Below are 24,386 nucleotides of genomic sequence, written 5' to 3'. Positions count from 1 at the left end.
GGCCTCCTCACAGCACGCGCGGGCCGAAATGGACCACCGCCAGGGCGATCAGGCCCTGGCCGACCGCGTAGTGCCACAGCAGCATGGTGTTGTCGAAGGTGGCCCGGCGGTGGCGGTGGAGCAGGCCGGCCAGCGAGCGCGCCAGGGTGTAGAGCGCCATGATCCCCAGGGTCGCCACGAACAGCCCCTGCAGCGCCGCCATCATGTAGACCACGGCGCCGTAGCCGCTGTCGGTGGGCGAGAGGCCGGTGGCGCGCTGGCCGGCCAGCTCGGCCGCCAGCGCCGCCGCCAGCGCCACCGCCGCCGCCGCCAGCCCCAGGCGCACCGACCAGTGGCCATCGGCCTCCAGCCTTCGCCCCGCCCACCACACCAGGGCGCTGGACAGCACCAGCAGCGCCGCCGCGGCCAGCGGCCACTCCGCCCCGGGCAGCGCCTGCCCGGTGGCCGCCGGCCACACGTCGGGCGACACCGTCCACAGGAAGAAATACGAGAACAGCAGCGAGGCGAAGACGGCGCCGGCCACCAGGATCAGCACCACCACCGCCCACCACGAATGGGACATGGGTCCCGAGCAGTTGACCGGCAGGACGATGCCGCCGCCGATATCCACCGGCGGATGGGCGGGGCCGAGATCGGTGTCCCACATCCACCGCAGCACCAACGCCAGGGCGATCACTCCGCAGACCATCGCGGGCGTCACCAGCTTGACGGTGAGCAGCAGGAAGAAGGCGGCGGTGAACCACGCCGCCAGCACCGCCGGCCAGCCCGGCCCCGGCATCTGCATCAGGTATTGCGGCTCGGCCGCGATGGCGCTGGTGACGATGGTCTCGCGCCGGCCGGTGGGGGCGCCGGGCAGGTAATAGCGCCCCTCGTCAACCTCGCGGGCCAAGTCCGGCTGGTCCCACAGCGGCTCGAGGCTGGTGACGATGGGGATCGAGCGGGTGGCGTAATTGCCGCCGGGCAGCCATTCCAGGGTGCCGGCGTTCCACACGTTGCCGGCATTGCCGCCGGTGAAGGGGCGGAAGTTGCGGGCCAGATCGATCAGGAACACCAGCGCCCCCAGCCCGAGGATGAAGGCGCCGACGGTCGAGGTCATGTTGATCCAGCCCCAGCCCAGCTCGGCCGGATAGGTCCACACCCGCCGCGGCATGCCCATCAGCCCGGCCACGTGCTGGGGGAAGAAGGCGATGTTGAAGCCCACGAACATCAGCCCGAAGCACCATTTCCCCAGGCGCTCGGACAAGGCGCGGCGGCTGGCGGTGGGCGCCCAGTAATAGAAGGCGGCGAACAGCGGGAAGACCATGCCGCCGATCAGCACGTAGTGGAAATGGGCGACCACGAAGAAGGTGTCGTGGGTCTGGCCGTCGAACGGCACCATCGCCACCATCACCCCGGTCAGCCCGCCCAGGGTGAAGATGGCGAGGAAGCCCAGCACGAACAGCGACGGCACGGTGAGCCGCAGCCGGCCCTTGGCGATGGTGGCGATCCAGGCGAAGACCTGGATGCCGCTGGGCACCGCCACCGCCATGCTGGCGGCCGAGAAGAAGGACAGCGACAATTTCGGCAGGCCGGTGGTGAACATGTGGTGGACCCACACGCCGAAGGCGATGAAGCCGGTGGCCACCAGGGCCAGCACCACCCAGCGATGGGCCACCAGCCGGGTGCCGCACATGGTCGGCAGGATCATCGAGACGAAGCCGGCGGCCGGCAGGAAGATGATGTAGACCTCGGGATGGCCGAAGAACCAGAACAGGTGCTGCCACAGCAGCGGGTCGCCGCCCTTTTCGGCGATGAAGAACGGCCAGTGGAAGCTGCGCTCGATCTCCAGCAGGGCGGTGCCCAGGATCACCGCCGGGAAGCCGAACACGATCATCACCGCGAACACCAGCATGGCCCAGGAATAGATCGGCAGCTTGTCCAGCGTCATTCCCGGCGCCCGCGTCCGCAGCACCCCGACCAGGATCTCGATGGCGCCGGCGATGGCCGAGATCTCGATGAAGCCGATGCCCAGCAGCCAGAAATCGGTGTTGTGGCCGGGCGAATGCTCGGAACTTGTCAGCGGCGGATACATGAACCAGCCGCCATCGGGGGCGAGCCCGAAGAACAGCGAGCAGAAGAACGCCAGCCCGCCCACCGCATAGGCCCAGAAGGCGTAGGCCGACAGGCGCGGGAAGGGAAGATCGCGGGCCGCCTGCATGTTGGGCAGCAGGTAGACGCCCATGGCCTCGACCGCCGGCACGGCGAACAGGAACATCATCATGGTGCCGTGCATGGTGAAGACCTGATTGTAGGTCGCCTGGGACAGGAAGTCGTTCTCGGGCACCGCCAGCTGGATGCGGAGCAGCAGGGCCAGGATGCCGGCCAGCACGAAGAACAGCAGCGCCGTGCCGATGTAGAACACGCCGACATAGGTGTTGTTGACCGCCGAGGCCAGCCGCCAGCCGCCGGGCTGGCGCCACACCTCCTGCAACTGCTCCAGCTCCTCGGGCGGGCGCGGGCGGGGGTCGGGCAGGCGGCTCATCGCAGGCTCTCCAGCCAGGCGGCGAGGGCGCGCAGGTCCTCGCCGCGAAACACCGGGAAGGGGGGCATCCTGACCTCGGGCTTGAGGTGCCCGGGATCGACGATCCAGGCGGCCAGCGTCCCCCGCTGGGTCGGCAGCAGCCCGGCGCCGATGGTCGGGCGTCCGCCCACATGGGTGAGGTCGGGCCCGATGGTGCCGGAGGCCGGGGTGCCGCGCACCGCATGGCAGGCGCCGCAGCCCGAGGCGAGGAACAGCGCCCGCCCGCGCCGCCCCTCGGCATTGTCCGGCTCGGCCGCCGGCGCCGCCTGGGCCGCCATCCAGCGCTCGAAATCGGGGGCGGGCAGGGCGGTCACCGTGAAGGCCATCAGCGCATGGGCGCCGCCGCAATACTCGGCGCACTGGCCGCGCCAGGTTCCCGCCCGCCCGGCGACCAGGGGCAGGGTGTTGACGTGGCCGGGGATCATGTCGAGCTTGCCGGCCAGGCCGGGGACCCAGAAGCTGTGGATGACGTCGGCCGAGGTCAGGTCCACCTCGACCCGCTGCCCGATGGGCAGGCGCAGCTCGTTGGCGGTGCTGAACAGGGCGCTCCCGTCGGGTCCGAGATAGGTCACCCGCCACCACCATTGCTCCCCCGCCACCGCGATGCGGAAGGCGGCCGGCGGCGACGACGCCCCGCCGCCGCCGCCGGTGATGGACAGGCCCCAGGCCAGCAGCGCCGACAGCATGACGATCGGGAACACCAGTCCGGCCGCCACCACCCATCCCTCGCGCGTCGCCCAGCGCGGCTGCTCGGCCGGCGCCCGGGCGGCGGCGGCGGCCAGCGCCAGCACGGCCACCAGGATCAGGCCCGCCGCGGCGAACATCACCCAGCTCAGGATGGCGATGCCGGCGGCCTCGTCGCTGCCGGCATCCAGCGGCGATTGCGGCCCCGAGCAGGCCGCCAGCACCGCCGCCGGAAGCGCTTCAGCGAAGCGTGTAAAGGTATGCCGCCGCATCGCCGGCCTCCTGTTCGCTCAGGCCCAAGGCGGGCATGGCGGTGCCCTTCACCTGCGCCGGCGGATCGCGCAGCCACGCCAGCAGCGCCTCCGGCCGGTTGGGCAGCGTCCCGGCGATCATCGCCCGCCGCGCGAAGCCGGCCAGCGGCGGCCCGACCTTGCCGCGCGCCCCGGTGATGCCGGGGATGCGGTGGCAGGCGCCGCATTCATAGCGGGCGATGACCGCCCGTCCCCGTTCTGGGTCGCCGAAATCGGGCACCGGGGGATCGTCGCCGCACCCCGCCACCAGCAGGACCAGGGCGAGGGCCAGTCTCTTAAGCCCTCCCCCTTGATGGGGGAGGGTTTGGGTAGGGGTGATGGGCGCCGTCACGGAACCGGCGCACCCCACCCCCGACCCCTCCCCATCAAGGGGAGGGGGGATTGTCGCCCCCCTCACCGCGGCCGCCCCCGGGCCGCGTAGTACGCCGCCACCGCCCGGATTTCCGCTTCGTCCAGGCCGTGGGTGGTGGCCTGCATGAGCTCGGCGAAGGCGGTGCCGCCGCGCGTGCCGACGGCGAACAGGCGCAACTGCTGCGCCAGGTAGAAGGCATGCTGGCCGTCCAGGCGAGGGAACAGGCGATTGCGGGCCAGCGCGTTGCCGCCGTGGCAGGTGACGCAGGCGGGGATGCCCCGCTCGGGCAGGCCCCGTTCCGCGATGGCCCGGCCGCGCTCCGTCGCCGCATTCGGTGCCGGGCGGACGGGCGGCGTGGGCATGGCGGCGTAATGGTCGGCCAGCCGGCCCATCTGCTCGTCGTCGAGGGCGCCGGCCACCGGCTGCATGAAGCCGCTGGCCCGGGTGCCGAGGGCATAGGCCTTGAGCGACGCCATCAGGTACTCGCGGCTTTGCCCGGCCAGGGCGGGAAAGGCGCCCGCCCCGCCGCCGGCCCCGGTCAGGCCGTGGCAGCGGGCGCAGGCCACCAGCGCCTCGCCGGCCGGCCCGACGGCGGCCAGCAGCCGGGCCGATTCCCCGGCCGGCATGCGGGCGCCCGACGCCAGCAGGCGGCGATAGCCGGCGTCGTCGAGCTCGGGCAGGCGCAGCAGCGCCGCCACCATGGCCCAGATCTCGTCGTCGCGGTGTTCGGCCACCCAGGCCGGCATGCCGGTATATTTCAGGCCGTGGCGGACGATCCAGAACAGCTGCGCCGGGCTCCACCGCAACTCCTGGCCGGGCAGGTAGGGCGGCTCGGGCAGCATCCGCCGGACCAGCGGGTTGGGCGGTTGTCCGGGGGCGCCGTGGCAGGGCTGGCAGGCGCCTTCGTAATGGCCCAGGCCGGCATGGACCAGGGCGGGGTCGTCCAGCGGCGGCACCTCGATGCCGCGGGCATGGGTCTCGACGGAATTCTCCAGGCCGAATTCGATCAGCCACCGGGTCGGCGGCCAATGGGGAACGCTGGCGGCCACGTTGTACAGGCCCGACCAGGCGAACAGCAGCGCCCCGACCGCGCCAAGCGCCACCAACAGGCCGAGGATGACGAGCGTGCGCCTCATTGCCCCGCTGAGGTGGGGGGAGCGGATGCGCCTGCCACCTCGCCAGCCGGGCCTGCCCGTCCGGGGACCAGCAGGCGCGCCACCAGGCCGAGGCCGGCCGCCATGGTCACCGTGCCGCCGCCGATCCACATGATCAGGCCGGCCGCCTGCTGGTCCTCGGCCGGGTCGAGCCAGGCGTTGGCCGAGCAGACCGCGCCGTAAAGGTCGGCCGGCGCGAAGGTGATCAGCGCCCCCAGCAGGCCGCCATGAAGCATGGTGACGAAAACCCAGGCCAGCCCGGATGCCTCGCGCCCGGGGCGCGGAACCGCCAGCCAGAACGCCGTGCCGGCCGCCAGCAGGCTGGCCAGCATCAGCGCGCGCAGGACGGGATCGAAGGCTGCGGCGCGGAAGGCGGCGGGGGCGTGCCACCCCCACAGCGCCAGGGCGTAGGCCAGCGCGGCGGCGCCGCACGGCCACGGCACCGGGCGCCGATTCAGGGCTACCGCCAGCAGGGGCGGCACCCCGTCGAGCAGGATCAGCGCCTGCAGCATGTGGGCGGCGACGCTGACCGCCGCCGCCTGCGGCAGCGGCCAGACCAGGGCCGCCGCCAGGCCCAGCACGGCACCCACCAAAGCCGGCATCGGCGCCCCTCCCGGGGGGTGAACGGCGGCCGCCGCCGTGTGTTCACCCGCGCGGGAGGGGGAGGGTGGGCGCTACTCGCTCTTGTAGTTGGGCGCTTCCTTGGTGATCGACACGTCGTGGACGTGGCTCTCGCGCAGGCCGGCGCTGGTGATGCGGCGGAAGGTGCAGCGGGTCTGCATGTCGGGGATGGTGGCGTTGCCGGTATAGCCCATGCCCGAGCGCAGGCCGCCCACCAGCTGGTGGATCACCGCGTTGACCGGACCCTTGTAGGGCACCCGGCCCTCGACGCCTTCCGGCACCAGCTTCAGCGAATCGCCGACATCGGCCTGGAAGTATCGGTCGGCCGAGCCGCGCGCCATGGCGGCGATGGAGCCCATGCCGCGATAGGACTTGTACGAGCGGCCCTGGAACAGGAACACTTCGCCTGGGCTTTCCTCGGTGCCGGCGAACAGCGAGCCGATCATGACGCAATCCGCCCCGGCCGCGATGGCCTTGGCGATGTCGCCGGAATACTTGATGCCGCCATCGGCGATCAGGCAGATGCCGGCCTTGCGGGTGACCTCGGCCACCTCCATCACCGCCGACAGCTGCGGCACGCCGACGCCGGCGACCATGCGGGTGGTGCAGATGGTGCCCGGCCCGATGCCGACCTTGACCGCGTCGGCCCCGGCATCGGCCAGGGCCCTGGCGGCGTCGGGGGTGGCGATGTTGCCGCCGATCACCTGGGCGCGGCCGCTCATGCGCTTGATGGCGCGCACCGCCTCGATGACGCCCTTGGAATGGCCGTGGGCGGTATCGACCACGATGACATCGACCTCGGCCTCCAGCAGCGCCTCGGCCCGCTTCAGGCCGTCGGGGCCGACGCCGGTGGCGGCCGCCGCGCGCAGGCGGCCCTGCTCGTCCTTGCAGGCATTGGGATGGGCCTGGGCCTTCTCGATGTCCTTCACCGTGATCAGGCCGGTGCAGCGGTAGTCGGCATCCACCACCAGCAGCTTCTCGATGCGGTGCTGGTGCAGCAGGCGCTTGGCCTCTTCCTTGGCGACGCCCTCGTGCACGGTGATCAGCTTCTCGCGGGTCATCAGCTCGGCCACCGGCTGCTGCACGTCCGACGCGAAGCGGACGTCGCGATTGGTGAGGATGCCCACCAGCTTGCGGGTGCCGCGCTCGACCACCGGAATGCCCGAGATCTTGAGGTCGGCCATCAGCCGCAGGGCGTCGGCCAGCGGCTGGTCGGGGTGGATGGTGACCGGATTGACCACCATGCCCGACTCGAATTTCTTGACCGTGCGCACCTCGGCCGCCTGGGCCGGGATCTCCAGGTTCTTGTGGATGACGCCGATGCCGCCGGCCTGGGCCAGGGCGATGGCCAGGCGCGATTCGGTCACCGTGTCCATGGCCGCCGAGGCGAGCGGAATACCCAGCTCGATGGAGCGGGTGAGGCGGGTGCGGGTGTCGACCTGAGTGGGCAGCACGTCCGATTCCGCCGGGACCAGCAGAACATCGTCGAACGTCAGCGCTTCCTTGATTTGCATGCCACCTCCGGAGGGTGCGGGCGGGTGTGGCGCGCCATCATACACAATATGGGTCCCGGCTCAAGCATGGCATGCCGCATTTCGTCGCCGTTCGTGCTATGCTGTGCGGGCTGGAGGATTCAGCCGAATGGGGCGCGCCGAAGGTGCGTCCTGCGGTTTCCGCCGGCGGGAGGAGAGGAGACGTCCATGCGATGTTCCGACACCTGGGTGTGCGTCGCCGACGGCACCCGCGCCCAGTTCTTTCATTGCGACGGCCCCGACCGCGATCTCGAACCGGTGATGGATTTCGGGCTGCCCGGCGGCACCCGGCCCTTCGTCGGCCGTCTGGCCGGGCAGCTGGACCGCGCCGCCCGCGCGCATTTGTTCGAGCATCTGGTGCTGGTCGGCCCGTTGGCGGTGATGCGCGACCTCGACGGCAGCCTGGACCAGGGCACCCGCAATCTGCTGGTGGCCGAAATCGACCGCGAGGACCTGACCTGGCGCACCCCGCAGGAGCTGACCGCCCATCTGCGCGACGTGCTGCCGCATTGAAGGTGAATCACCCTCCCCCCTTGCGGGGGAGGGCAGGGTGGGAGGGAACCGCGTCGGCGGAGTCGCGGAAACTCACCCCACCCCCAACCCCTCCCCATCAAGGGGAGGGGAGTAAATAGGAATGAAAAAAGCCCCCTCCCCCCTTGCGGGGGAGGGTTGGGGTGGGGGGTGAACCGCGTCGGCGGAGTCGCGGATCTCACCCCGCCCCCAACCCCTCCCCATCAAGGGGAGGGGAGGTGTTGCCGTCCCTTGAACCCCATGGCCACCACATAGGTCTCGGCCGATTCCTTGCGGCTGGCCGGGGGCTTGGCGTGGCGGACGGTGGCGAAGTTGGTCTTCAGGGTGTCCAGCAGGGTCTTCTCGGTGCCGCCCTGGAACACCTTGGCGACGAAGGTGCCGCCGGGGGCCAGCACCTCGAGGGCGAAGTCCAGCGCCACCTCGACCAGACCGATGATGCGCAGGTGGTCGGTGGGGGGGTGGCCGGTGGTGGGGGCGGCCATGTCCGAGACCACCACGTCGGCCGGCCCGCCCAGTTCAGCCTTCAGCCGGTCGGGGGCGTCGTCGGCGAGGAAGTCGCCCTGCAGGCAGACCGCGCCGGGCACCGGGTCGTAGTCCAGGATGTCCATGCCGACCACGGCGCCCTTCGGCCCCACCCGCTTCACCGCCACCTGGGTCCAGCCGCCGGGCGCGGCGCCCAGATCCACCACCCGCAGGCCGGTCTTCAGGAAGTGGAAGCGGTCGTCCAGCTCGATCAGCTTGAAGGCGGCGCGCGAGCGCCAGCCCTGGCGCTTGGCCTCGTGCACATAGGGGTCGTTGAGCTGGCGCTGCAGCCAGCGGGTCGAGGACGGCGTCCGCTTCTTGGCGGTCTTCACCTTCTCGAACAGCTTGCGGCTGCCGGAACCGGATTTCGGTCCGCCGGACGGGGCCTTGCTCATGACGCCGGCTCCGCTTGCGGCCGGGCCAGCGCGCCGTCCTGGCGCATCAGGCCGAGCAGGATGCCCTCGCGCACGCCGCGATCGGCGACCCGCAGGGTGGTCAGCGGCCACAGCCCGCACATGGCCTGCAGGATGGCGCAGCCGGCCAGCACCAGATCGGCGCGCTCGGGGCCGATGCAGGGATGCAGGGCGCGCTCGGCGGCGCTCATGGCGGCCAGCCGGGTGGTCACCGCGGCGATGTGGTGGAAGCCCAGATCGAGCCCGTCGATGCGGCTGCGGTCATAGCGCTCCAGGTCCAGGTGCAGCGCCGCCAGGGTGGTGACGGTGCCCGAGGTGCCCAGCATCTGCACCCGGCCGCCGGCCAGGCGCCGGGCGATGCCGTGGCGGCGCTCGAACTCCCACAGCCGGCCGGCGATGTCGGCGACGATGGCGAGATAGCTGTCGGGCCGGTACAGCGCCTGGCCCACCGCCTCGGCCAGGGTGACGACGCCCAGGGGCAGCGACTGCACGCCCTCGACCCGGTGGCCCTCGGCATGGTTGCGCACCCACACCAGCTCGGTCGAGCCGCCGCCGATGTCGAACACCAGCACCCATTCCGCCCCCGGCTCGACCAGCGAGGCGCAACCGGCCAGGGCCAGCGCCGCCTCCTGCTCGGCGTCGATGATGTCCAGCGCCAGCCCGGTGCGCTCGGCCACCCGGGCGGCGAAGTCGGCGCCGTTGGCGGCGCGGCGGCAGGCCTCGGTGGCGACCAGGCGGGCGCGCGACACCCGGCAGCGCGCCATGCGCTCGGCGCAGGTGGACAGCGCCGCCAGGGTGCGCTCCATGGCCGCCTCGGACAGGCGCCCGCTGACCGCCAGCCCCTCGCCCAGGCGGGTGATGCGCGAATAGCAATCGACCACGCGGAAGGCATGGCCGTGCGGACGCGCCACCAACATGCGGCAATTGTTGGTGCCGAGATCGATGGCTGCGTAGACGCCGTCGGCGGCTGCAGGGGCGGGGGAGGGGGCGACGAAACTCAAGGGCGGACCTGTGGCGGCAATCCTGCCGACTGTACCCGCCCCGGCCCCGCGCCCCCAAGCAAAAACACCCCAACAGGGCCATCGGATGAAGGAGAATAGTCCCGCAAATGAGGTTGCCATTCACGCGAAGGCGCCTGTGACCGAATCGAGACTTAGGGTNTAATTTATTGATTTAGAGGCGGATTCAACCTGATAGCATCCGGCTCTAAGCCACTACCATGGTCAGTCGTCACTCCAGCCAAGCGCGCCGTAGGTTGTGGGCGATGGCCAGCGCCTCCACGAACGCCCAAACCATTCGAGTCCGATGATCTCCGGGGATCTGGCTGTTCAGATCAACCATGTCCCAGCGAAGCTGAGAGCGATCACCTTGACGATACCGCCGCTGCGACAGCGTCAACCTCCTGCCTCCCATGGGCAATCACGGGCCCGGCACCAATGGCAATTGCTTCACAGGCTCCTTCGCGGGGGGCGATCTCTTGGAGGCCCCATCGCCCTTCATCCGATGGGCCCTGATGGAGAGCCCGCACCGATGCCGACGGTTGAGGCGCGGGAACGCCGGCCCGGCTTCGGCTGTTGCTCCGGCATGCGCATTCCCCTGGTTCTCGCCGTCAGCCTGGCCCTATCGGCCTGCCAGCCCAACAGCACCGGCCTCGGCCTCGACCTGGTCTCGGCGCGGCAGGCCGAGCAGATGGGCGAGCAGGCCTGGCGGGAGATGCGGGCGGAAACGCCGCTGACCGCCAATGCCGCCTGGCGCGAGCGCGCCCGCGCCGTCGCCGACCGGGTGCTGCGCGCCGCCGGCCAGCAGCCCTCGGCCTGGGAGGTGGCGGTCTTCCGCAAGGACGACGCCAACGCCTTCGCCCTGCCCGCCCGCAAGATCGGCATCCACGAAGGCATGATGCGGCTGGCCGCGACCGATGCCGAGCTGGCGGCGGTGATCGGCCACGAGGTCGGCCATGTGCTGGAAGGCCATGCGGCCGAGCGCATCAGCACCGCCATGGCCACCGAGGCCGGGGTGGGGATCGCCGGGGCGGCCCTGGGCGCCGCCGGCGTGGGCGGCTCGGGAACCATCGCCCAGGTGCTGGGGCTGGGGGCCGAATACGGCATCATGCTGCCCTATTCGCGCAACCAGGAACTGGAGGCCGACCGCGTCGGGCTGGAGCTGATGGCGCGGGCCGGCTACGACCCCAGGCAAGCGGTGGCGCTGTGGCGGAAGATGAACGAGGCCGGCGGCGACCGCCCGCCCACCTTCCTGTCCACCCACCCCGCCCCCGACGAGCGCATAACCCGCATCGAGGCCATGCTGCCCGAGGTGATGCCGGTCTGGCGCAAGGCGGGGTGAGGACCGATTCCGTCGTTCCCGCGCAGGCGGGAACCCAGGAGTCGCGGACACGGTGTCGGTGCACCGACGGGGGGATAACCACAGAGACACAGAGACACAGAGGAGTCACAGAGAAGGATGTTTTTTCTCTGTGCCTTCTCTGTGTCTCTGTGTCTCTGTGGTGAATCAACCATCACCCCCCAGAACCATCTTCATCCGTCGTTCCCGCGCAGGCGGGAACCCGCGAATCGCGGACAGGGTGTCGGTGCACCCCCTGGGTCCCCGCCTGCGCGGGGACGACGGAGAGTATGGTCGGCGCGCCCCCCCAATCCGTCCTGAACAGAAAAAATGCCCGGCCCCTTTGCAAGGGCCGGGCATCGAGAGATGGGGACCGGACGGGAGGAGGTGTCCGGTCCCCAACGCACTCGGCGCAGCTTACCGTCGGCTCAAGCGGCGGACTTGGCCAACGCCTGGAACGCCGCCATACGGGCGTTCAGGGGCTCGAGTGCGGCGGTGACCACCGACTGGGACAGCTCGGCGAACTTGCGGCCCTCGGCGATGGCGGCTTCCACCGACTCGCGGGCCAGCTTGGTCTGCAGGTCGGCCAGCTCGGCCGGGGTCTTGCAGGCGAACAGCGCCTTCATGGCGGCGTCGGCCTTCTCGGCCGAGGAGGCGGCATAGGTCTGGGTGGCCTTGGCGAGCTCCTCGAAGCCCTTGACGGCCAGGGTGCTGCTCTTGACCATCGCCTCGGCGTTGTCCTTGCCCAGGGCGATGTACTTGTCGAAGCCTTCGATCTTCATGGTGCTATCCTCTTCATTCGTTAGCCAACTGCGCCTGTGCTGGCGTCGTTGTGCAGTGCAACATGGCCATAAGATAGCGCCCCCATCGGAGAACGCAAGCGGATTTTGTGCACTGCACAAAAAATGTCACCCTCCCCCCGGGCGGGGGGAGGGTGCGCTTCGGCGGCCGGGAAACGAAGTCTATCCGCGCGCCATCTTGGCCAGGCGCATGCGCAGCGCGTTGAGCTTGATGAAGCCCTGGGCGTCGCGCTGGTCGTAGACGCTGTCCTCCTCGAAGGTGACGTAGTCGAGGCGGTAGAGCGACTTGGCGGACTTGCGCCCGACCACGGTGACGTTGCCCTTGTAGAGCTTGAGGCGGACCACGCCCGAGACGTTCTGGCTGATGTGGTCGACCATCTGCTGCAGGGCGATGCGCTCCGGGCTGAACCAGAAGCCGTTGTAGATGAGCTCGGCGTAGCGCGGCATCATCTCGTCCTTCAGGTGGGCCTCGCCGCGGTCCAGGGTCAGGCTTTCCATGGCGCGGTGGGCGACGATCAGGATCGAGCCGCCGGGGGTCTCGTAGACGCCGCGGCTCTTCATGCCGACGAAGCGGTTCTCCACCAGGTCGAGGCGGCCGATGCCGTTGGCCCCGCCCAGCTCGTTCAGCCGGGTCAGCAGCGCGGCCGGGGTCAGGCGCACGCCGTCGATGGCCACCGCGTCGCCCTTCTCGAACTCGATCTCCACATAGGTCGGCGTGTCGGGGGCCTTCTCAGGCGCCACCGAGCGGGTGAACATGTCCTCGAACGGCTCCACCCACGGGTCCTCCAGCGCCTTGCCCTCGTAGCTGATGTGCAGCAGGTTGGCGTCGGTGGAATAGGGGGCCTCGCCGCGCTTGTCCTTGGCGATGGGAATCTGGTGCTTCTCGGCGAAGTCCAGCAGCTTGGTGCGGCTGTTGAGGTCCCAGATGCGCCACGGCGCGATCACCTTGATGTCGGGCTTCAGCGCGTAATAGCCCATCTCGAAGCGGACCTGGTCGTTGCCCTTGCCGGTGGCGCCGTGGGACACCGCGTCGGCGCCGACCTGGTTGGCGATCTCGATCTGGCGCTTGGAAATCAGCGGCCGGGCGATGGAGGTGCCGAGCAGGTAGACCCCCTCGTACAGCGCGTTGGCGCGGAACATGGGGAAGACGAAGTCGCGGACGAATTCCTCGCGCAGGTCGTCGATGAAGATGTTCTCGTCCTTGATGCCCATCATCTGGGCCTTCTTGCGCGCCGGCTCGAGCTCTTCGCCCTGGCCCAGATCGGCGGTGAAGGTCACCACCTCGCACTGGTACTGGTCCTGCAGCCAACGCAGGATGATCGAGGTATCGAGGCCGCCCGAATAGGCCAGCACCACCTTCTTGACTTCGCCCTTCATGGGGATTCGCCCTCGGCTATGGGAAAACGGGAAGGCGGAAGTATAGGCGCTGGAACGCGCCGGGCAACCATTTGCTGCCGTGCGGCAGGCTCCCTCTTTTCGCCGGGCCGGGCTGCTGTCATTCTGTGATGGCCATGACCAAAGCCCCACGCCAAAAGGCCGACCGCGAAGCCGATCTGTCGACGGCACTGGCGCTGACCGAGCGCCTGATGACCCAGTCGGAGAAGGACGCGCCGCCGCCGCCCTCGCCCCCCATCACCGAGACGATGGGCAAGAACGTGCGCTACTGGCTGTGGAAGGCGGGCGGGCGCAAGCGCCCCAACGTCAGCGACCCCGCGCGGGTCGCCAAGCTTCTGGACAATTACGAGCGCGAATACCAGCGCACCCTGCAGGTCCACGCCGCCGAGCTGGACAAGGTGAGGGCGCAGCAGGCCGCCGAAATCCAGCGCATCGAGAAGGCCCACGCCGCCGACATCGCCGGCATCGAGGCGGCCAAGGCCGGCGAGATGGAGGCCCTGCGCGCCCGCCTGGCCGAGGAGGCGGAGCAGACCGGCCAGGACCTGCGCCGCGACATGGCCAAGATGCGCGAGCGCACCGGCGAGCTGGAGCGCCTGATCGGCGAATTGCAGCGCGTCCACCAGCGCGAGGTCGAGCTGGCCCGCGCCGAGGTGGAGGCCGCCACCGAGGCGGTCCGCGCCGACCACGCCGCCGAACTGGACGCCCTGGCGGCCGGGCACGGCGAGGAACTGGCCAAGGCCTACCGGGCCGCCGAGGAAGCGGCCGAGGCCGCCCGCGCCGGGGCCGAGACGGTGCTGGAGGCGGAGCGCGAACGGACGCGCGAGGCCGAATCCCGCATCGCGGCGCTGGAAGCCGCCCATGCCGAAATCCTGGCCGCCCGCGAATCCGCCCATGCCGAGGCCCTCGAGGTGGCGGCCATGGCGGCCGAGGCCGCCCGCGACGCCCTGCGTAACGAGCTCAATCGCCGCCTGGACGACGAACGCGACCGCACCGCCGCGGCCGAGCGCCGGCTGGAGGCCCAATCCGCCGCCCATGCCGCCGAGCTGGACCGCCTGCGCACCGAGGCGGCCGAAGCCATCGTCTTCGCCCAGGCCGAGACCGAGGCGGCGGAGGTGGCCGCCGCCCGGCGGGTGGTGGAGCTCGAGGCGGCCCATGCCCGCCGGCGGGAAGACGCCCTGGAAGAGGCCGGCACCGATTTCGACCGCGCCCGCGACGCCCAGGCCCAGTCCCATGCCGCCGAACTGGCGCTGGCGCGCGAGGTGCACCGCGTCGACCTGGAGAACGCCAGCGCCCGCATCGCCGCCGCCGAGCGCGCCCTGGCCGCCGCCATCGAGCGCCACGACGGCGCCCTCGATTCCGCCGAGGCGAAGACCGCCGCCGCCGAGGCCAGGGCCGCCGATCTCGACCGCCGCCTCACCGCCGCCGTCACCGCCCATGCCGCCGAGCTGGCCGACCTGCGCGACCGCCATGCCCGCGAGGCGGCCGCCTCGCGCGAGGCCGCCGAGGCCGCGCGGACCGAGGCGGCGCAGAGCGTGGCGCGGGCCGAGGCCGACCACGCCGCCGCGCTGGACACCCTGCGCCAGGCCCATCTCGCCGAACTGGCCGAGAGCGAGCGGCGCGGCACCGTGGCCGGGGCGGAACTGGCCGCCGCCCACCAGCAGCGCCTGATCGCCGCCGAGGCCGCCCATGTGGCCGAACTGGCCCGTCTGGCCGACGAACACCGCCAGGCCCTGGCCGCCGCCGAGGACGAATCGGTCCGCCTGGCCGCCCGCCTGGCCGAGACCAAGACCAGCCACGACGCCGCCATGGCGGCGTTGCGGGCCGAGCATCAGGCCGAATTGCGCAGCGCCGCCCGCAACGGCAGCGAGGCCGCCGCCCGCGCCGCCGCCCTGGACAAGCGCCTGGCCGAAATCGAGGCCGAGCACGCCACCGGGCTGGCGGCCCAGCGCGAGGCCCATCGCTGCGCGCTGGACGACGCCGAGCGCCGGCTTGCCGACCTGCAGGCCGCCCACGCCGCCGAGCTGGGAGCCGCCCAGACCGAGGCGCGCTACCGCCTGGCCATGCTGGAGGAACAGCTGGCGGAGGCGGGCAGCGCCGACGGCGAAGACCTGGCCAAGCTGCACGATGCCCACCAGCATGATCTCGCGACCCTGCGCCGGGAGCTGGAGGCCGAGGCCGAGAGCCGCCTCGCCGCCCATGCCGCGGCCCTGGCGGCGGCGCAGGCCGAGGCGTCCGCCGCCCATGCCGCCGACCTGAGGGCCCTGCGCGAGGCCCATCGCGGCGAAGTGGATGCCGCCCGCGCCGAAGGCCACGCCGCGGCGTTGGAAAAGGCATTGGCCGATGCCCGGGCGGCCCATGGCGCCGAATTGGAGGCACTGCGTGAAAGCCATGTGGCCGCGCAGGAGGCGACCCGCGCCGAGACCGCCGCCGCCGCCCGCGAGAGCACCCTGGCGGAAGCCCAGGCGGTGCAGACGGCCGAACTCGAGACCTTGCGCACGGCCCAGGCCGAGGCGCTGGCGGCGGCTCAGGCGGGCAAGGACGCCGATGCCGATGCCCGCCTCAAGGCCCAGGCCGAGGCCCACGCGGCCGAGATGGAGGCGCTGCACGCCGCCCACGCCGCCGAGCCGATGCGCCCGCAGGACGGCCACAAGGTGGCGGCCGCCGGCCGCGCCCCGCCGCGCGTCGCCGAGCTGGAGAAGCGCCTGGCCAAAACCGAGGATGCGCATCGGCGGACCCTGGAGGAGTTGCGCGAGGAGCATTCCGCGCAGCTCGCCCGCGTCCGCGCCGAGGGACTGGCGGTGGGCGACGGCGCCGCCCGGCGAGCCAACGAGCGGGCCGACCAGGCGGAGCGGGCACTGGCCGCCGGCACGGCGGACCATGCCGCCGAACTGGCCCGGCGGGAAGACGGTCACCGCGAGGCCTTGCGCCGCGCCGGGCTGGATGCGGGCGCGCGAATCGCCGCGCTGGAGACCGAGCTGGTGGAAATCCAGGCCCGCCAGGTGCGCGAACGCGGCGCCCTGCAGGCGGAGATTTCGGCGCTGCGCCACGACCTGGCGACGGCGCGCGTCCGTGTCGCCGAGATGGAGGCGGCGCCCAAGGCCGCCGGCCGGCGCCCCGGCGGTTCCGCCGAACTGGAGGCGCGCCTGAGCGATGCCATGGCGCGCGCCAGCGAGGCCGAACAGGGCCTGCGCGTCGCCAACAACAAGATCGACATCCTGAAGGACGCCCTGGAAAGCGCCAAGGCCCGCGCCCTGCCCGGGCCGGGACCCACCGATACCCGCTTCCGCGACGCCAAGCGCGCCTTCGCCCGCGCCTTCCATCCCGACCAGGGCGGCCGCGGCGATTCCGAGAAGGAACGCCTGTTCCTGGAGTTCTGGCCGATGCTGGAACGCATCGACCGCGAGGGCGGGGGGCAGTGAGTGCTCCCTTCCCCCTTGTGGGGGAATCGCGTCGGCGTCGGCGGCTTCACCCCCGCCCCCAACCCCTCCCCATCAGGGGGAGGGGCGAAAAAGGGAGCGAAGGGGGGTAATCAGCCCAGGCCCATCCGGACCTTCAGGTTCTCGTCCAGCTTGGCCAGGAACTGCTGGGTGGTCAGCCAGGACTGGCCGGGGCCGATCAGGATGGCCAGATCCTTGGTCATGAAGCCGGCTTCCACCGTCTCGACGCAGACCTGCTCCAGCGCCAGCGCGAACTCGGCCACCTCGGGGGTGCCGTCGAACTGGGCGCGGTAGAACAGGCCGCGGGTCCAGGCGAAGATCGACGCGATGGGGTTGGTCGAGGTCTCCTTGCCCTTCTGGTGCTCGCGGTAGTGGCGGGTCACGGTGCCGTGGGCGGCCTCGGCCTCGACCACCTTGCCGTCGGGGCTCATCAGCACGCTGGTCATCAGCCCCAGCGAACCGAAACCCTGGGCCACCGTGTCGGACTGGACGTCGCCGTCGTAGTTCTTGCACGCCCACACGAAGGCGCCCGACCACTTCAGCGCCGAGGCCACCATGTCGTCGATCAGGCGATGCTCGTAGGTGGTCCCCCGCTTGTCCATCTCGGCCTTGAACTCGGCCTCGTAGACCTCCTGGAAGATGTCCTTGAAGCGGCCGTCATAGGCCTTGAGGATGGTGTTCTTGGTCGACAGGTACACCGGCCAGTTCTTCAGCAGGCCGTAATTGAGGCAGGCGCGGGCGAAGCCCCGGATGGATTCGTCCAGGTTGTACATGCCCATGGCGACGCCGGCGCCGGGGAAGTCGAACACCTCGTGCTCGATCACCGTGCCGTCGGCGCCCGCGAACTTGATGGTCAGCTTGCCGGCGCCCGGCACCGTGAAATCGGTGGCCTTGTACTGGTCGCCGAAGGCGTGGCGGCCGATGACGATGGGCTGGGTCCAGCCCGGCACCAGGCGCGGCACGTTCTTGCAGATGATGGGTTCGCGGAAGACGGTGCCGTCCAGGATGTTGCGCACGGTGCCGTTGGGCGACTTCCACATCTTCTTGAGGTTGAACTCCTTCACCCGCGCCTCGTCGGGGGTGATGGTGGCGCATTTGACGCCGACGCCGTATCGCTTGATGGCTTCGGCCGAATCGACGGTGACCTTGTCCTCGGTGGCGTCGCGGTTCTCGATGCCGAGGTCGTAGTATTTCAGGTCGATGTCGAGATAGGGCAGAATCAGCCTGTCCTTGATGAAGCGCCAGATGATGCGCGTCATCTCGTCGCCGTCGAGTTCCACCACCGGGTTGGCGACCTTGATCTTCTTCATCTTTGTATCCTTGTTCCTTCCGGCTCCTTTTCGTCACCCCCGGGCTTGACCCGGGGGTCCATGGCTGGTGGATGCCCGGGTCAAGCCCGGGCATGACGGAGTGAGCGATTAAATGGCGGCGACGATGCGGTTCAGCGTCTCGCTCGGGCGCATGGCGGCCGAGGTCTTGGCGAAGTCCGGGGCGTAATAGCCGCCCATGTCCACCGGCTTGCCCTGGGCGGCGATCAACTCGGCGGTGATGGCCGCCTCGTTTCCGGCCAGGGCCGTGGCGACGGGGGTGAAGCGGGTCTTCAGCTCGGGATCCTTGTCCTGGGCGGCCAGCGCCTGCGCCCAGTAGAGGGCGAGGTAGAAGTGGCTGCCGCGGTTGTCCAACTGCCCGACCTTGCGCGCCGGCGAGCGGTCGTTCTCCAGGATCAGGCCGTTGGCGGCGTCCAGGGTGTCGGCCAGGACCTGGGCCTTGGGGTTCTTGAAGGTCTGGGCCAGGTGCTCCAGCGACACCGCCAGGGCCAGGTACTCGCCCAGGGAATCCCAGCGCAGATAGCCTTCCTCCTGGAACTGCTGCACGTGCTTGGGCGCCGAGCCGCCGGCCCCGGTCTCGAACAGGCCGCCGCCGGCCATCAGCGGCACGATGGACAGCATCTTGGCCGAGGTCCCCAGTTCCAGGATCGGGAACAGGTCGGTCAGGTAGTCGCGCAGCACGTTGCCGGTGGCCGAGATGGTGTCCAGGCCCTGGCGGATGCGCTGCAGCGACGCCTTGCAGGCCTCCACCGGGGCCATGACCCGGATGTCCAGACCGGAGGTGTCGTGGTCCTTCAGGTAGGTCTCGACCTTGGCGATGATCTGGCAATCGTGGGCGCGGTGCCGATCCAGCCAGAAGATCACCGGCGTGTTGGACAGCCGGGCGCGGGTGACCGCCAGCTTGACCCAGTCCTGGATGGGGGCGTCCTTGGTCTGGCAGGCGCGGAAGATGTCGCCGGCCTCGACCTTCTGTTCCAGCAGCACGCCGCCGGCCTCATCGACGATGCGCACCACGCCGTCGGCGGCGGCCTCGAAGGTCTTGTCGTGGCTGCCGTATTCCTCGGCCTTCTGGGCCATCAGGCCGACATTGGGGACGCTGCCCATGGTCTTGGGGTCGAAGGCGCCGTGCGCCTTGCAGTCGTCGATCACCGCCTGGTAGATGCCGGCATAGCAGCGGTCGGGGATCATCGCCTTGGCGTCGTGGAGCTTGCCGTCCTTGCCCCACATCTTGCCCGAATCGCGGATCATCGCCGGCATCGAGGCATCGACGATGACGTCGGACGGCACGTGCAGGTTGGTGATGCCCTTGTCCGAGTTCACCATGGCCAGCGGCGGGCCGGCCTCGTAGGCCTTGGCGATGTCGGCCTCGATGGCCGCCTTCCGGTCGGCGGGCAGCTTGTCCAGCTTGGCCAGCAGGTCGCCGAAGCCGTTGTTGACGTTGACGCCCAGCGCCTTGATGGCGTCGGCGTGCTTGTCGAACACGTCCTTGAAGAAGACGGTGACGGCGTGGCCGAACATGATGGGGTCCGAGACCTTCATCATGGTCGCCTTCAGGTGCAGCGACAGCAGCAGGCCGGGCTGCGACTTGGCGTCGGCGATCTGCTCGGCGAAAAAGGCGCGCAGGGCCTTGACGCTCATCACCGCGGAATCGATCACCTCGCCGGCCTTCAGCGCGGTCTTCGCCTTCAGCACGGTGACGGTGCCGTCCTTGGCCACGTGCTCGATGCGCACCGAGGTGGCGGCCGGCACCGTCACCGAGGTCTCGGTACCATAGAAATCGCCGTGCTGCATGTGGGCGACATGGGCCTGCGACGCGGCGGTCCAGGCCCCCATCTTGTGGGGATTGTTGCGGGCATACTGCTTGACCGAGGCGGCGGCGCGGCGGTCGGAATTGCCCTCGCGCAGCACCGGATTGACCGCCGAGCCCAGCACCTTGCCGTAGCGGGCCCGGAGTTCCTTTTCGGCGTCGGTCTTGGCGTCCTCGGGGAAGTCCGGAAGAGTGTAGCCCTTGCCCTGCAACTCCGTGATCGCCGCCTTGAGCTGCGGCACCGAGGCCGAGACGTTGGGCAGCTTGATGATGTTGGCCTCGGGCTTCAGGGTCAGCTCGCCCAGCTCGGCCAGCTCGTCATTGATGCGCTGCTCGGGCGTCAGGGCCTCGGGGAAGTTGGCGATGATGCGCCCGGCCAGCGAGATGTCGCGGGTCTCGACGGCGATCCCGGCGGCGCCGGTGAAGGCCTGCACGATGGGCAGCAGCGAATAGGTGGCCAGCGCCGGCGCTTCGTCGACCTTGGTCCAGATGATCTTCGCGGTGGTCATGGTCCTGTTCCCCTGAAACCAGTGGGTTTGTGTCCGCCGGGGTGCGCCCCGCGACCATTCCGCGCCGAGGTTCGGCCGACAATGCCCGGACAGCCGGCAACGATAGCAAAGCGACCGCCGAACGCAAGTCGCGAATGCCACACCTTGGGATGGGAAAGGGGTGGGAAAAGAGTGGGGCGGAGGCCGCTTCAGAACAGGCCCGGGCGTCCCTGGGCGGCATTCAGCCCACCCCGCGCCACCGCCAGCACCTCGTCGACGTCGTCCACCACCTGGTAGAGCGCAGCGGTGCCGGGATGGGCGAAGCCGCTTCCCACCACATGGGCGGCCAGATCCAGCCAGGGCTGCCAATAGCCGAGCTGGTTGACCACCACGATCGGCTTGGCGTGCAGGCGCAGCTGCTTCCAGGTCAGGATCTCGAAGGTCTCGTCCATGGTTCCCATGCCGCCGGGCAGCACCGCGAAGGCGTCGGCCAGGTCGAACATGCGGCGCTTGCGGGTGTGCATGGAATCGACCACGTGGAGTTCGGTGACGTCCACATAGGCGCGTTCGATCCGGGTCAGGTGCTCGGGGATGATGCCGACGACGCGGCCGCCGGCCCCCATCACCGCCTCGGCCAGCGCCCCCATCAGGCCGAGATGGCCGCCGCCATAGACCAGTTGCACCCCCTCGGCGGCCAATTGGCGGCCCAGGCGCCCGGCGGCTTCGCCGAACCGGGGATCGGCCCCCGCCGACGAACCGCAGAAGACGCACAGGGACTGCAGGGCAGGCAGGCGGGTCCTGGACATGGCATCTGGCTCCTGGCGGTCGGACGCCAGCGTGATATGGTCACTGACCCGCTCCGCTCCATCGGCGTACACCCATCCGAGGCGCCCGGTTGCGCAACCGGCGATGCGTAGCTAGCTTAATGCCGATCAACCAATTCCCTTTGATCCCTACCGGAGGACATTCCATGCGTTCCTGGACTACCCTTGCCCTGGCCTGCGCCCTGGCCTGCAGCACCGCCTTCGCCGCCGCCGACGCGGCCGCCCAGCAGAAGCCCGAGGAAACCCTGAAGATGCGCCAGGGCCTGTTCCAGGCGGTGAAGACCCAGTTCGGCCCGGTCGGCGCCTTCGCCCAGGGCAAGGGCGACCTGCCCGCCGATGCCGCCATGCGCGCCGAGAACCTGGCCGCCCTGGCCCGCATCCTGCCGTCGGCCTTCGGCAAGGGCTCCGAGGCACTGCCCGGCTCCAACACCAAGCCCGAGGCCTTCACCTCGCCCGACTTCGCCAAGGGCGTCGAGATGCTGGGCACCCGCGCCACCGCCCTGGCCGCCGCCGCCAAGTCCGGCAACGCCGACGCCATCAAGGCGGCCGCCGGCGAGGTGGGCAAGACCTGCAAGGGCTGCCACGACAACTTCCGCAAGGAATAGCGGCGACGCCCAGGCGCCTTCCGGGACACAGTCCCGGAAGGCCACGGCCGCAAGTGCGGCCGCGCGGCCCCTGCCGCGGAAGGCCAGGGGCGCGGAGGCGCCCCGCCCGCCGCCTGAGGGCGAACCTAGAGCGCGATGACATTAGGTCGGCGCACGGGGTGCGCCGACCTAATGTCTGAATCGCACTCTAATTTATTGATTTAGAGGCGGATTCAGCTATCAGGTTGGATCGCCTCGCGATTCAACCTGATAGCATCCGGCTCTAATACGCCGGCGGCGGGAAGGCCGCCAGCCCGCCCCACACCAGGGCGGCGAAGGCGGCCAGGATGGCCAGCGCCCACAGCGGATTGACGAAGCGGATGCCGGCGATGCCGCTGGGCACCCGCTTGCGCCCGGTCACCATGGCCGAGACCATGTCGTCCTTCTTGGCGAAGCGGTAGAAGGCCACCGCCGCCAGATGCAGCCCGACAAGCACCAGCAGCAGCTTGAAGCCGAGGTGGTGAAGGCCGGTCATGGCCTTCACCGTCGCCGCCGTGACCAGGTGGGCGAGCGGCCCCTCGGTCAGGATGTCGTCGCTGGCGAACAGGCCGGTCGCCGCCTGGGCCAGCAGCAGCAGCAGCATGGCCACCACGTTGAGCCCGCCCAGGGGATTGTGGCCGACCGAACGCACCGCCCCGGTCCGTGCCGCCCGGACATAGGCCAGAATGTCGGCCGGCCGGCGCAGGAAGTGGGGGAAACGGCTGGTCTCGCTGCCCATCAGGCCCCATGCCAGGCGGAACAGCACCAGCACCAGCACCGCCGGCCCCAGCACCAGATGCCAGCCCAGCGCCCCGGTCTGGCCGGTCACCGCCAGCGCCACCACCAGCGCCACCAGCAGCCAGTGGAACACCCGGGTGGGGATATCCCAGACCTTGACCAGGGTGGTGTCGGGTTGGCGCATGGGGGCCTCCTGCCGTGACGTCCTGCGCCGATTCTCATAGCGCCGGGGCGGTTGGTCAAGGCAATGCCGCATGGGGTTGCCCGGTCGCCCGCGAGTCGTTAGGGTAGGCTTCCGTTGTCAGCGCCGCTTGGGCTGTCCCTTGACCCGTCCGTTCCTCGTCTCCATGGTCGGTTTCGTGGCCGCGGCCGTTGCCGTGGTGCTGGCGCTGTCGCTGGAGCGCGACGACACCCGCAGCTATCCCCCGCCGCCGGCGTCGCTGCCGCCGGCCGCCCAGCCGGCGAATCCGGGGAGCACCGGCCCGGCGCCGGGCTTCGACGTGGTCCGCATCGGCGAGAAGGGCGATGCGGTCATCGCCGGCCACGCCATGCCCAAGGCCGAAATGGTGATCCGCGACGGCGAGCGCTTGCTGGGCCGCACCGTCGCCGACGGCCGCGGCGAATGGGTGTTCGTCCCCGAACTGCCGATGGCTCCCGGACCGCACCATCTCGGGCTGGTCGCCATCAATCCCACCGGCGCCACCGTCGCCGCCGCCAATCCGGTGATCCTGGTGGTCCCCGAGGCGGGCTCGGAACCCGCCTATGCCGTCAAGCCGCTGGCCGAGGGCGGTGCCCGCCTGCTGTCGGGGGCCAGCGTCGGCGAGGGCGGGCTGTCCATCGACATCCTCGATCGCGAGACCAAGGGCCGCATCTTCATCGGCGGCCGTGCCCCGGCCGGCGGCGCCGTTCAGGTCTACGGCGACAATCGCTTCCTCGGGCGCGCCGTCGCCGACGAGGAGGGCACCTGGCGGGTCCGTCCCAAGGCGGTGGCGCCGGCGACCCGCGCCCTGCGCGCCGACCTGGTGGACGAGCGCGGCCGCGTCAAGGCCCGCGTCGAAGCCCCCTACGAGGCCGAGGTGGAAACCGCCGCCGGCACCGCCCCGATGGCCGTCACCGGCGGCAACGTGGTGCTGCGCATCGGACGCAAGCTGGGAGACGGTGACTCCGGCACCACCGTCATCTACAAGGCCGGCGGCCAGAAGCGCGATCCCGCCCCGGTGCTGCCCGGTCAGGTCACCCAACCCGCAGCGAAGTGACGGCCCTTTCCGTGATCAGGAGGGGCCCCTGATGGGGAGGGGATGGTTCAGGCGCCCACCGAGCGGCGATGCCATTCCGGGCGCAGGGCGCCGCCCTCGGCCTCGCCGGCCAGCGGCGGGCTGACGAACACGGCGATGAGGTCGAGATAGGGCGTGGCACGCGCCAGGAAGGTGGCGACCGCCGAGAACAGGTGGGTGGCGGTCACCGGGCGGACCACCGTGATGTCGCCGCCCAGCAGGATGCGACCGGCCGGGGTAAGGCGGAAGCACGCTCCCAACGCGTCGTTGGCCGACACCATGATCTGGCCCAGGCCCGAGCGGGCGGCCGGCGATTCGGCGGTGAAGGGCATCGGCCCGACATCGGCGACCAGCTTCGCATGGCTGGCCTCGCCCTCTTCCTGGTAGCGCACGGCGACGTGGATGCCGCGATAGACGAAGTCGAACTTGGAGACGCCGCCGGCATCGAGCGGCAGCGTTTCCATGCTTTCCAGGTCCATGGGCAGGCAGATGCCGCCGATGACGACGTGCTTGGGAACAGACATCCGGGAACCATCAGCAAACCAAGTGTGACACTACCATGCCGCGGGCGGCGATAAAACCGCGAACGCCGGAACGAAACCGAGGTATTAACGTAGCGGTCGGCGCCCGCTATGATGCGCCGCTTTCGCCAGAA

20 protein-coding genes are annotated in these 24,386 nt (G+C 70.5%); 5 read left to right on the top strand and 15 right to left on the bottom strand.

From position 1 onward, the window contains the following. Positions 1–7 precede the first annotated feature (7 nt). From MTBUT4_RS01680 to guaB, 6 genes are all read right to left on the bottom strand, one after another. Positions 8–2,521: a cbb3-type cytochrome c oxidase subunit I gene (locus MTBUT4_RS01680; protein WP_173977926.1), complete on the bottom strand. Its 2,514-nt coding sequence runs from the start codon at positions 2,519–2,521 to the stop codon at positions 8–10. Beyond that, positions 2,518–3,516: a c-type cytochrome gene (locus MTBUT4_RS01675; protein ID WP_173977925.1), complete on the bottom strand. Its 999-nt coding sequence runs from the start codon at positions 3,514–3,516 to the stop codon at positions 2,518–2,520. Before MTBUT4_RS01675 ends, MTBUT4_RS01680 begins: the two co-directional genes overlap by 4 nt. Continuing rightward, positions 3,485–3,775, bottom strand: a complete 291-nt coding sequence (locus tag MTBUT4_RS01670; protein WP_173977924.1) for a cytochrome c family protein — start codon at positions 3,773–3,775, stop codon at positions 3,485–3,487. The genes MTBUT4_RS01675 and MTBUT4_RS01670 overlap by 32 nt, the downstream gene beginning before the upstream one ends. Before the next feature lie 173 nt (positions 3,776–3,948). Beyond that, on the bottom strand, positions 3,949–5,043 hold the full coding sequence (locus MTBUT4_RS01665; RefSeq protein ID WP_173977923.1) for a c-type cytochrome: 1,095 nt from the start codon (positions 5,041–5,043) through the stop codon (positions 3,949–3,951). Continuing rightward, positions 5,040–5,663 (bottom strand): cytochrome c oxidase assembly protein, encoded by a 624-nt coding sequence (locus tag MTBUT4_RS01660; protein WP_173977922.1) that lies wholly within the window; start codon positions 5,661–5,663, stop codon positions 5,040–5,042. The genes MTBUT4_RS01665 and MTBUT4_RS01660 overlap by 4 nt, the downstream gene beginning before the upstream one ends. Positions 5,664–5,735: 72 nt before the next feature. After that, a complete protein-coding gene (gene guaB, locus MTBUT4_RS01655; protein ID WP_173977921.1) occupies positions 5,736–7,196 on the bottom strand; it encodes an IMP dehydrogenase in 1,461 nt (486 codons plus the stop codon). 186 nt (positions 7,197–7,382) lie between these two features. Here guaB and MTBUT4_RS01650 point away from each other — a divergent pair, with 186 nt between their 5' ends. Then, positions 7,383–7,727, top strand: coding sequence for a host attachment protein (locus MTBUT4_RS01650; RefSeq protein WP_173977920.1), 345 nt, complete (start codon positions 7,383–7,385; stop codon positions 7,725–7,727). A gap of 221 nt (positions 7,728–7,948) precedes the next feature. On the opposite strand, the gene MTBUT4_RS01645 is transcribed toward MTBUT4_RS01650, so the two are convergent. Both MTBUT4_RS01645 and MTBUT4_RS01640 read right to left on the bottom strand, forming a co-directional pair. After that, positions 7,949–8,662 (bottom strand): RlmE family RNA methyltransferase, encoded by a 714-nt coding sequence (locus tag MTBUT4_RS01645; RefSeq protein ID WP_173977919.1) that lies wholly within the window; start codon positions 8,660–8,662, stop codon positions 7,949–7,951. Next, complete coding sequence (locus MTBUT4_RS01640; RefSeq protein WP_254434697.1) at positions 8,659–9,681, bottom strand: Ppx/GppA phosphatase family protein; 1,023 nt, start codon at positions 9,679–9,681, stop codon at positions 8,659–8,661. Before MTBUT4_RS01640 ends, MTBUT4_RS01645 begins: the two co-directional genes overlap by 4 nt. 529 nt (positions 9,682–10,210) lie before the next feature. Between MTBUT4_RS01640 and MTBUT4_RS01635 the strand changes: the two genes are divergently transcribed. Further along, positions 10,211–11,020: a M48 family metallopeptidase gene (locus MTBUT4_RS01635; protein WP_254434696.1), complete on the top strand. Its 810-nt coding sequence runs from the start codon at positions 10,211–10,213 to the stop codon at positions 11,018–11,020. A 425-nt stretch (positions 11,021–11,445) separates the two neighbouring features. On the opposite strand, the gene MTBUT4_RS01630 is transcribed toward MTBUT4_RS01635, so the two are convergent. Both MTBUT4_RS01630 and MTBUT4_RS01625 read right to left on the bottom strand, forming a co-directional pair. Next, positions 11,446–11,799, bottom strand: coding sequence for a phasin family protein (locus MTBUT4_RS01630; protein ID WP_173977918.1), 354 nt, complete (start codon positions 11,797–11,799; stop codon positions 11,446–11,448). A 180-nt stretch (positions 11,800–11,979) separates the two neighbouring features. After that, on the bottom strand, positions 11,980–13,194 hold the full coding sequence (locus MTBUT4_RS01625) for an argininosuccinate synthase (RefSeq protein WP_173977917.1): 1,215 nt from the start codon (positions 13,192–13,194) through the stop codon (positions 11,980–11,982). A gap of 134 nt (positions 13,195–13,328) precedes the next feature. On the opposite strand from MTBUT4_RS01625, the gene MTBUT4_RS01620 reads away from it, so the two are divergent. After that, positions 13,329–16,631 carry a hypothetical protein gene (locus MTBUT4_RS01620; protein WP_173977916.1) on the top strand — a complete coding sequence of 1,101 codons (3,303 nt, stop codon included), beginning with the start codon at positions 13,329–13,331 and terminating at the stop codon, positions 16,629–16,631. 110 nt (positions 16,632–16,741) lie between these two features. Here the strand turns inward: MTBUT4_RS01620 and MTBUT4_RS01615 are convergent, their stop codons facing one another. The 3 genes from MTBUT4_RS01615 to MTBUT4_RS01605 all read right to left on the bottom strand — a co-directional run bounded on the left by MTBUT4_RS01615 (position 16,742) and on the right by MTBUT4_RS01605 (position 21,078). Beyond that, positions 16,742–17,959: an NADP-dependent isocitrate dehydrogenase gene (locus tag MTBUT4_RS01615; RefSeq protein ID WP_173977915.1), complete on the bottom strand. Its 1,218-nt coding sequence runs from the start codon at positions 17,957–17,959 to the stop codon at positions 16,742–16,744. Between the two features lie 108 nt (positions 17,960–18,067). Continuing rightward, a complete protein-coding gene (locus tag MTBUT4_RS01610) occupies positions 18,068–20,293 on the bottom strand; it encodes an NADP-dependent isocitrate dehydrogenase (protein WP_173977914.1) in 2,226 nt (741 codons plus the stop codon). Positions 20,294–20,481: 188 nt separating this feature from the next. Continuing rightward, positions 20,482–21,078: a TIGR00730 family Rossman fold protein gene (locus MTBUT4_RS01605; protein ID WP_254434695.1), complete on the bottom strand. Its 597-nt coding sequence runs from the start codon at positions 21,076–21,078 to the stop codon at positions 20,482–20,484. 164 nt (positions 21,079–21,242) lie between these two features. On the opposite strand from MTBUT4_RS01605, the gene MTBUT4_RS01600 reads away from it, so the two are divergent. Then, the gene (locus MTBUT4_RS01600) at positions 21,243–21,701 is read left to right on the top strand and encodes a cytochrome c (RefSeq protein ID WP_173977913.1); all 459 of its coding nucleotides are present in this window, start codon (positions 21,243–21,245) and stop codon (positions 21,699–21,701) included. Between the two features lie 262 nt (positions 21,702–21,963). Here the strand turns inward: MTBUT4_RS01600 and MTBUT4_RS01595 are convergent, their stop codons facing one another. Then, complete coding sequence (locus MTBUT4_RS01595; RefSeq protein WP_173977912.1) at positions 21,964–22,641, bottom strand: cytochrome b/b6 domain-containing protein; 678 nt, start codon at positions 22,639–22,641, stop codon at positions 21,964–21,966. 139 nt (positions 22,642–22,780) lie between these two features. Between MTBUT4_RS01595 and MTBUT4_RS01590 the strand changes: the two genes are divergently transcribed. Beyond that, on the top strand, positions 22,781–23,713 hold the full coding sequence (locus MTBUT4_RS01590) for a hypothetical protein (protein ID WP_173977911.1): 933 nt from the start codon (positions 22,781–22,783) through the stop codon (positions 23,711–23,713). Positions 23,714–23,760: 47 nt separating this feature from the next. Here MTBUT4_RS01590 and MTBUT4_RS01585 read toward each other — a convergent pair whose 3' ends face one another. After that, positions 23,761–24,255: a hypothetical protein gene (locus tag MTBUT4_RS01585; RefSeq protein WP_173977910.1), complete on the bottom strand. Its 495-nt coding sequence runs from the start codon at positions 24,253–24,255 to the stop codon at positions 23,761–23,763. Positions 24,256–24,386: the final 131 nt, after the last annotated feature.

Origin of the sequence: Magnetospirillum sp. UT-4 (assembly GCF_902729435.1) — a bacterium.
Lineage (GTDB): Bacteria > Pseudomonadota > Alphaproteobacteria > Rhodospirillales > Magnetospirillaceae > Magnetospirillum.
Note: the sequence above shows the minus strand (reverse complement) of the source record. Positions and strands in the feature narration are given on the sequence as shown.

Excerpts from the sequence above, each read along its gene's own strand:
- guaB (WP_173977921.1), bottom strand. The coding sequence starts at position 7,196 with ATGCAAATCAAGGAAGCGCTGACGTTCGACGATGTTCTGCTGGTCCCG.
- MTBUT4_RS01645 (WP_173977919.1), bottom strand. The coding sequence starts at position 8,662 with ATGAGCAAGGCCCCGTCCGGCGGACCGAAATCCGGTTCCGGCAGCCGC.
- MTBUT4_RS01605 (WP_254434695.1), bottom strand. The coding sequence starts at position 21,078 with ATGTCCAGGACCCGCCTGCCTGCCCTGCAGTCCCTGTGCGTCTTCTGC.
- MTBUT4_RS01585 (WP_173977910.1), bottom strand. The coding sequence starts at position 24,255 with ATGTCTGTTCCCAAGCACGTCGTCATCGGCGGCATCTGCCTGCCCATG.
- MTBUT4_RS01615 (WP_173977915.1), bottom strand. The coding sequence starts at position 17,959 with ATGAAGAAGATCAAGGTCGCCAACCCGGTGGTGGAACTCGACGGCGAC.
- MTBUT4_RS01625 (WP_173977917.1), bottom strand. The coding sequence starts at position 13,194 with ATGAAGGGCGAAGTCAAGAAGGTGGTGCTGGCCTATTCGGGCGGCCTC.
- MTBUT4_RS01680 (WP_173977926.1), bottom strand. The coding sequence starts at position 2,521 with ATGAGCCGCCTGCCCGACCCCCGCCCGCGCCCGCCCGAGGAGCTGGAG.
- MTBUT4_RS01675 (WP_173977925.1), bottom strand. The coding sequence starts at position 3,516 with ATGCGGCGGCATACCTTTACACGCTTCGCTGAAGCGCTTCCGGCGGCG.
- MTBUT4_RS01630 (WP_173977918.1), bottom strand. The coding sequence starts at position 11,799 with ATGAAGATCGAAGGCTTCGACAAGTACATCGCCCTGGGCAAGGACAAC.
- MTBUT4_RS01635 (WP_254434696.1), top strand. The coding sequence starts at position 10,211 with ATGCCGACGGTTGAGGCGCGGGAACGCCGGCCCGGCTTCGGCTGTTGC.
- MTBUT4_RS01650 (WP_173977920.1), top strand. The coding sequence starts at position 7,383 with ATGCGATGTTCCGACACCTGGGTGTGCGTCGCCGACGGCACCCGCGCC.
- MTBUT4_RS01610 (WP_173977914.1), bottom strand. The coding sequence starts at position 20,293 with ATGACCACCGCGAAGATCATCTGGACCAAGGTCGACGAAGCGCCGGCG.
- MTBUT4_RS01595 (WP_173977912.1), bottom strand. The coding sequence starts at position 22,641 with ATGCGCCAACCCGACACCACCCTGGTCAAGGTCTGGGATATCCCCACC.
- MTBUT4_RS01620 (WP_173977916.1), top strand. The coding sequence starts at position 13,329 with ATGACCAAAGCCCCACGCCAAAAGGCCGACCGCGAAGCCGATCTGTCG.
- MTBUT4_RS01600 (WP_173977913.1), top strand. The coding sequence starts at position 21,243 with ATGCGTTCCTGGACTACCCTTGCCCTGGCCTGCGCCCTGGCCTGCAGC.
- MTBUT4_RS01660 (WP_173977922.1), bottom strand. The coding sequence starts at position 5,663 with ATGCCGGCTTTGGTGGGTGCCGTGCTGGGCCTGGCGGCGGCCCTGGTC.
- MTBUT4_RS01665 (WP_173977923.1), bottom strand. The coding sequence starts at position 5,043 with ATGAGGCGCACGCTCGTCATCCTCGGCCTGTTGGTGGCGCTTGGCGCG.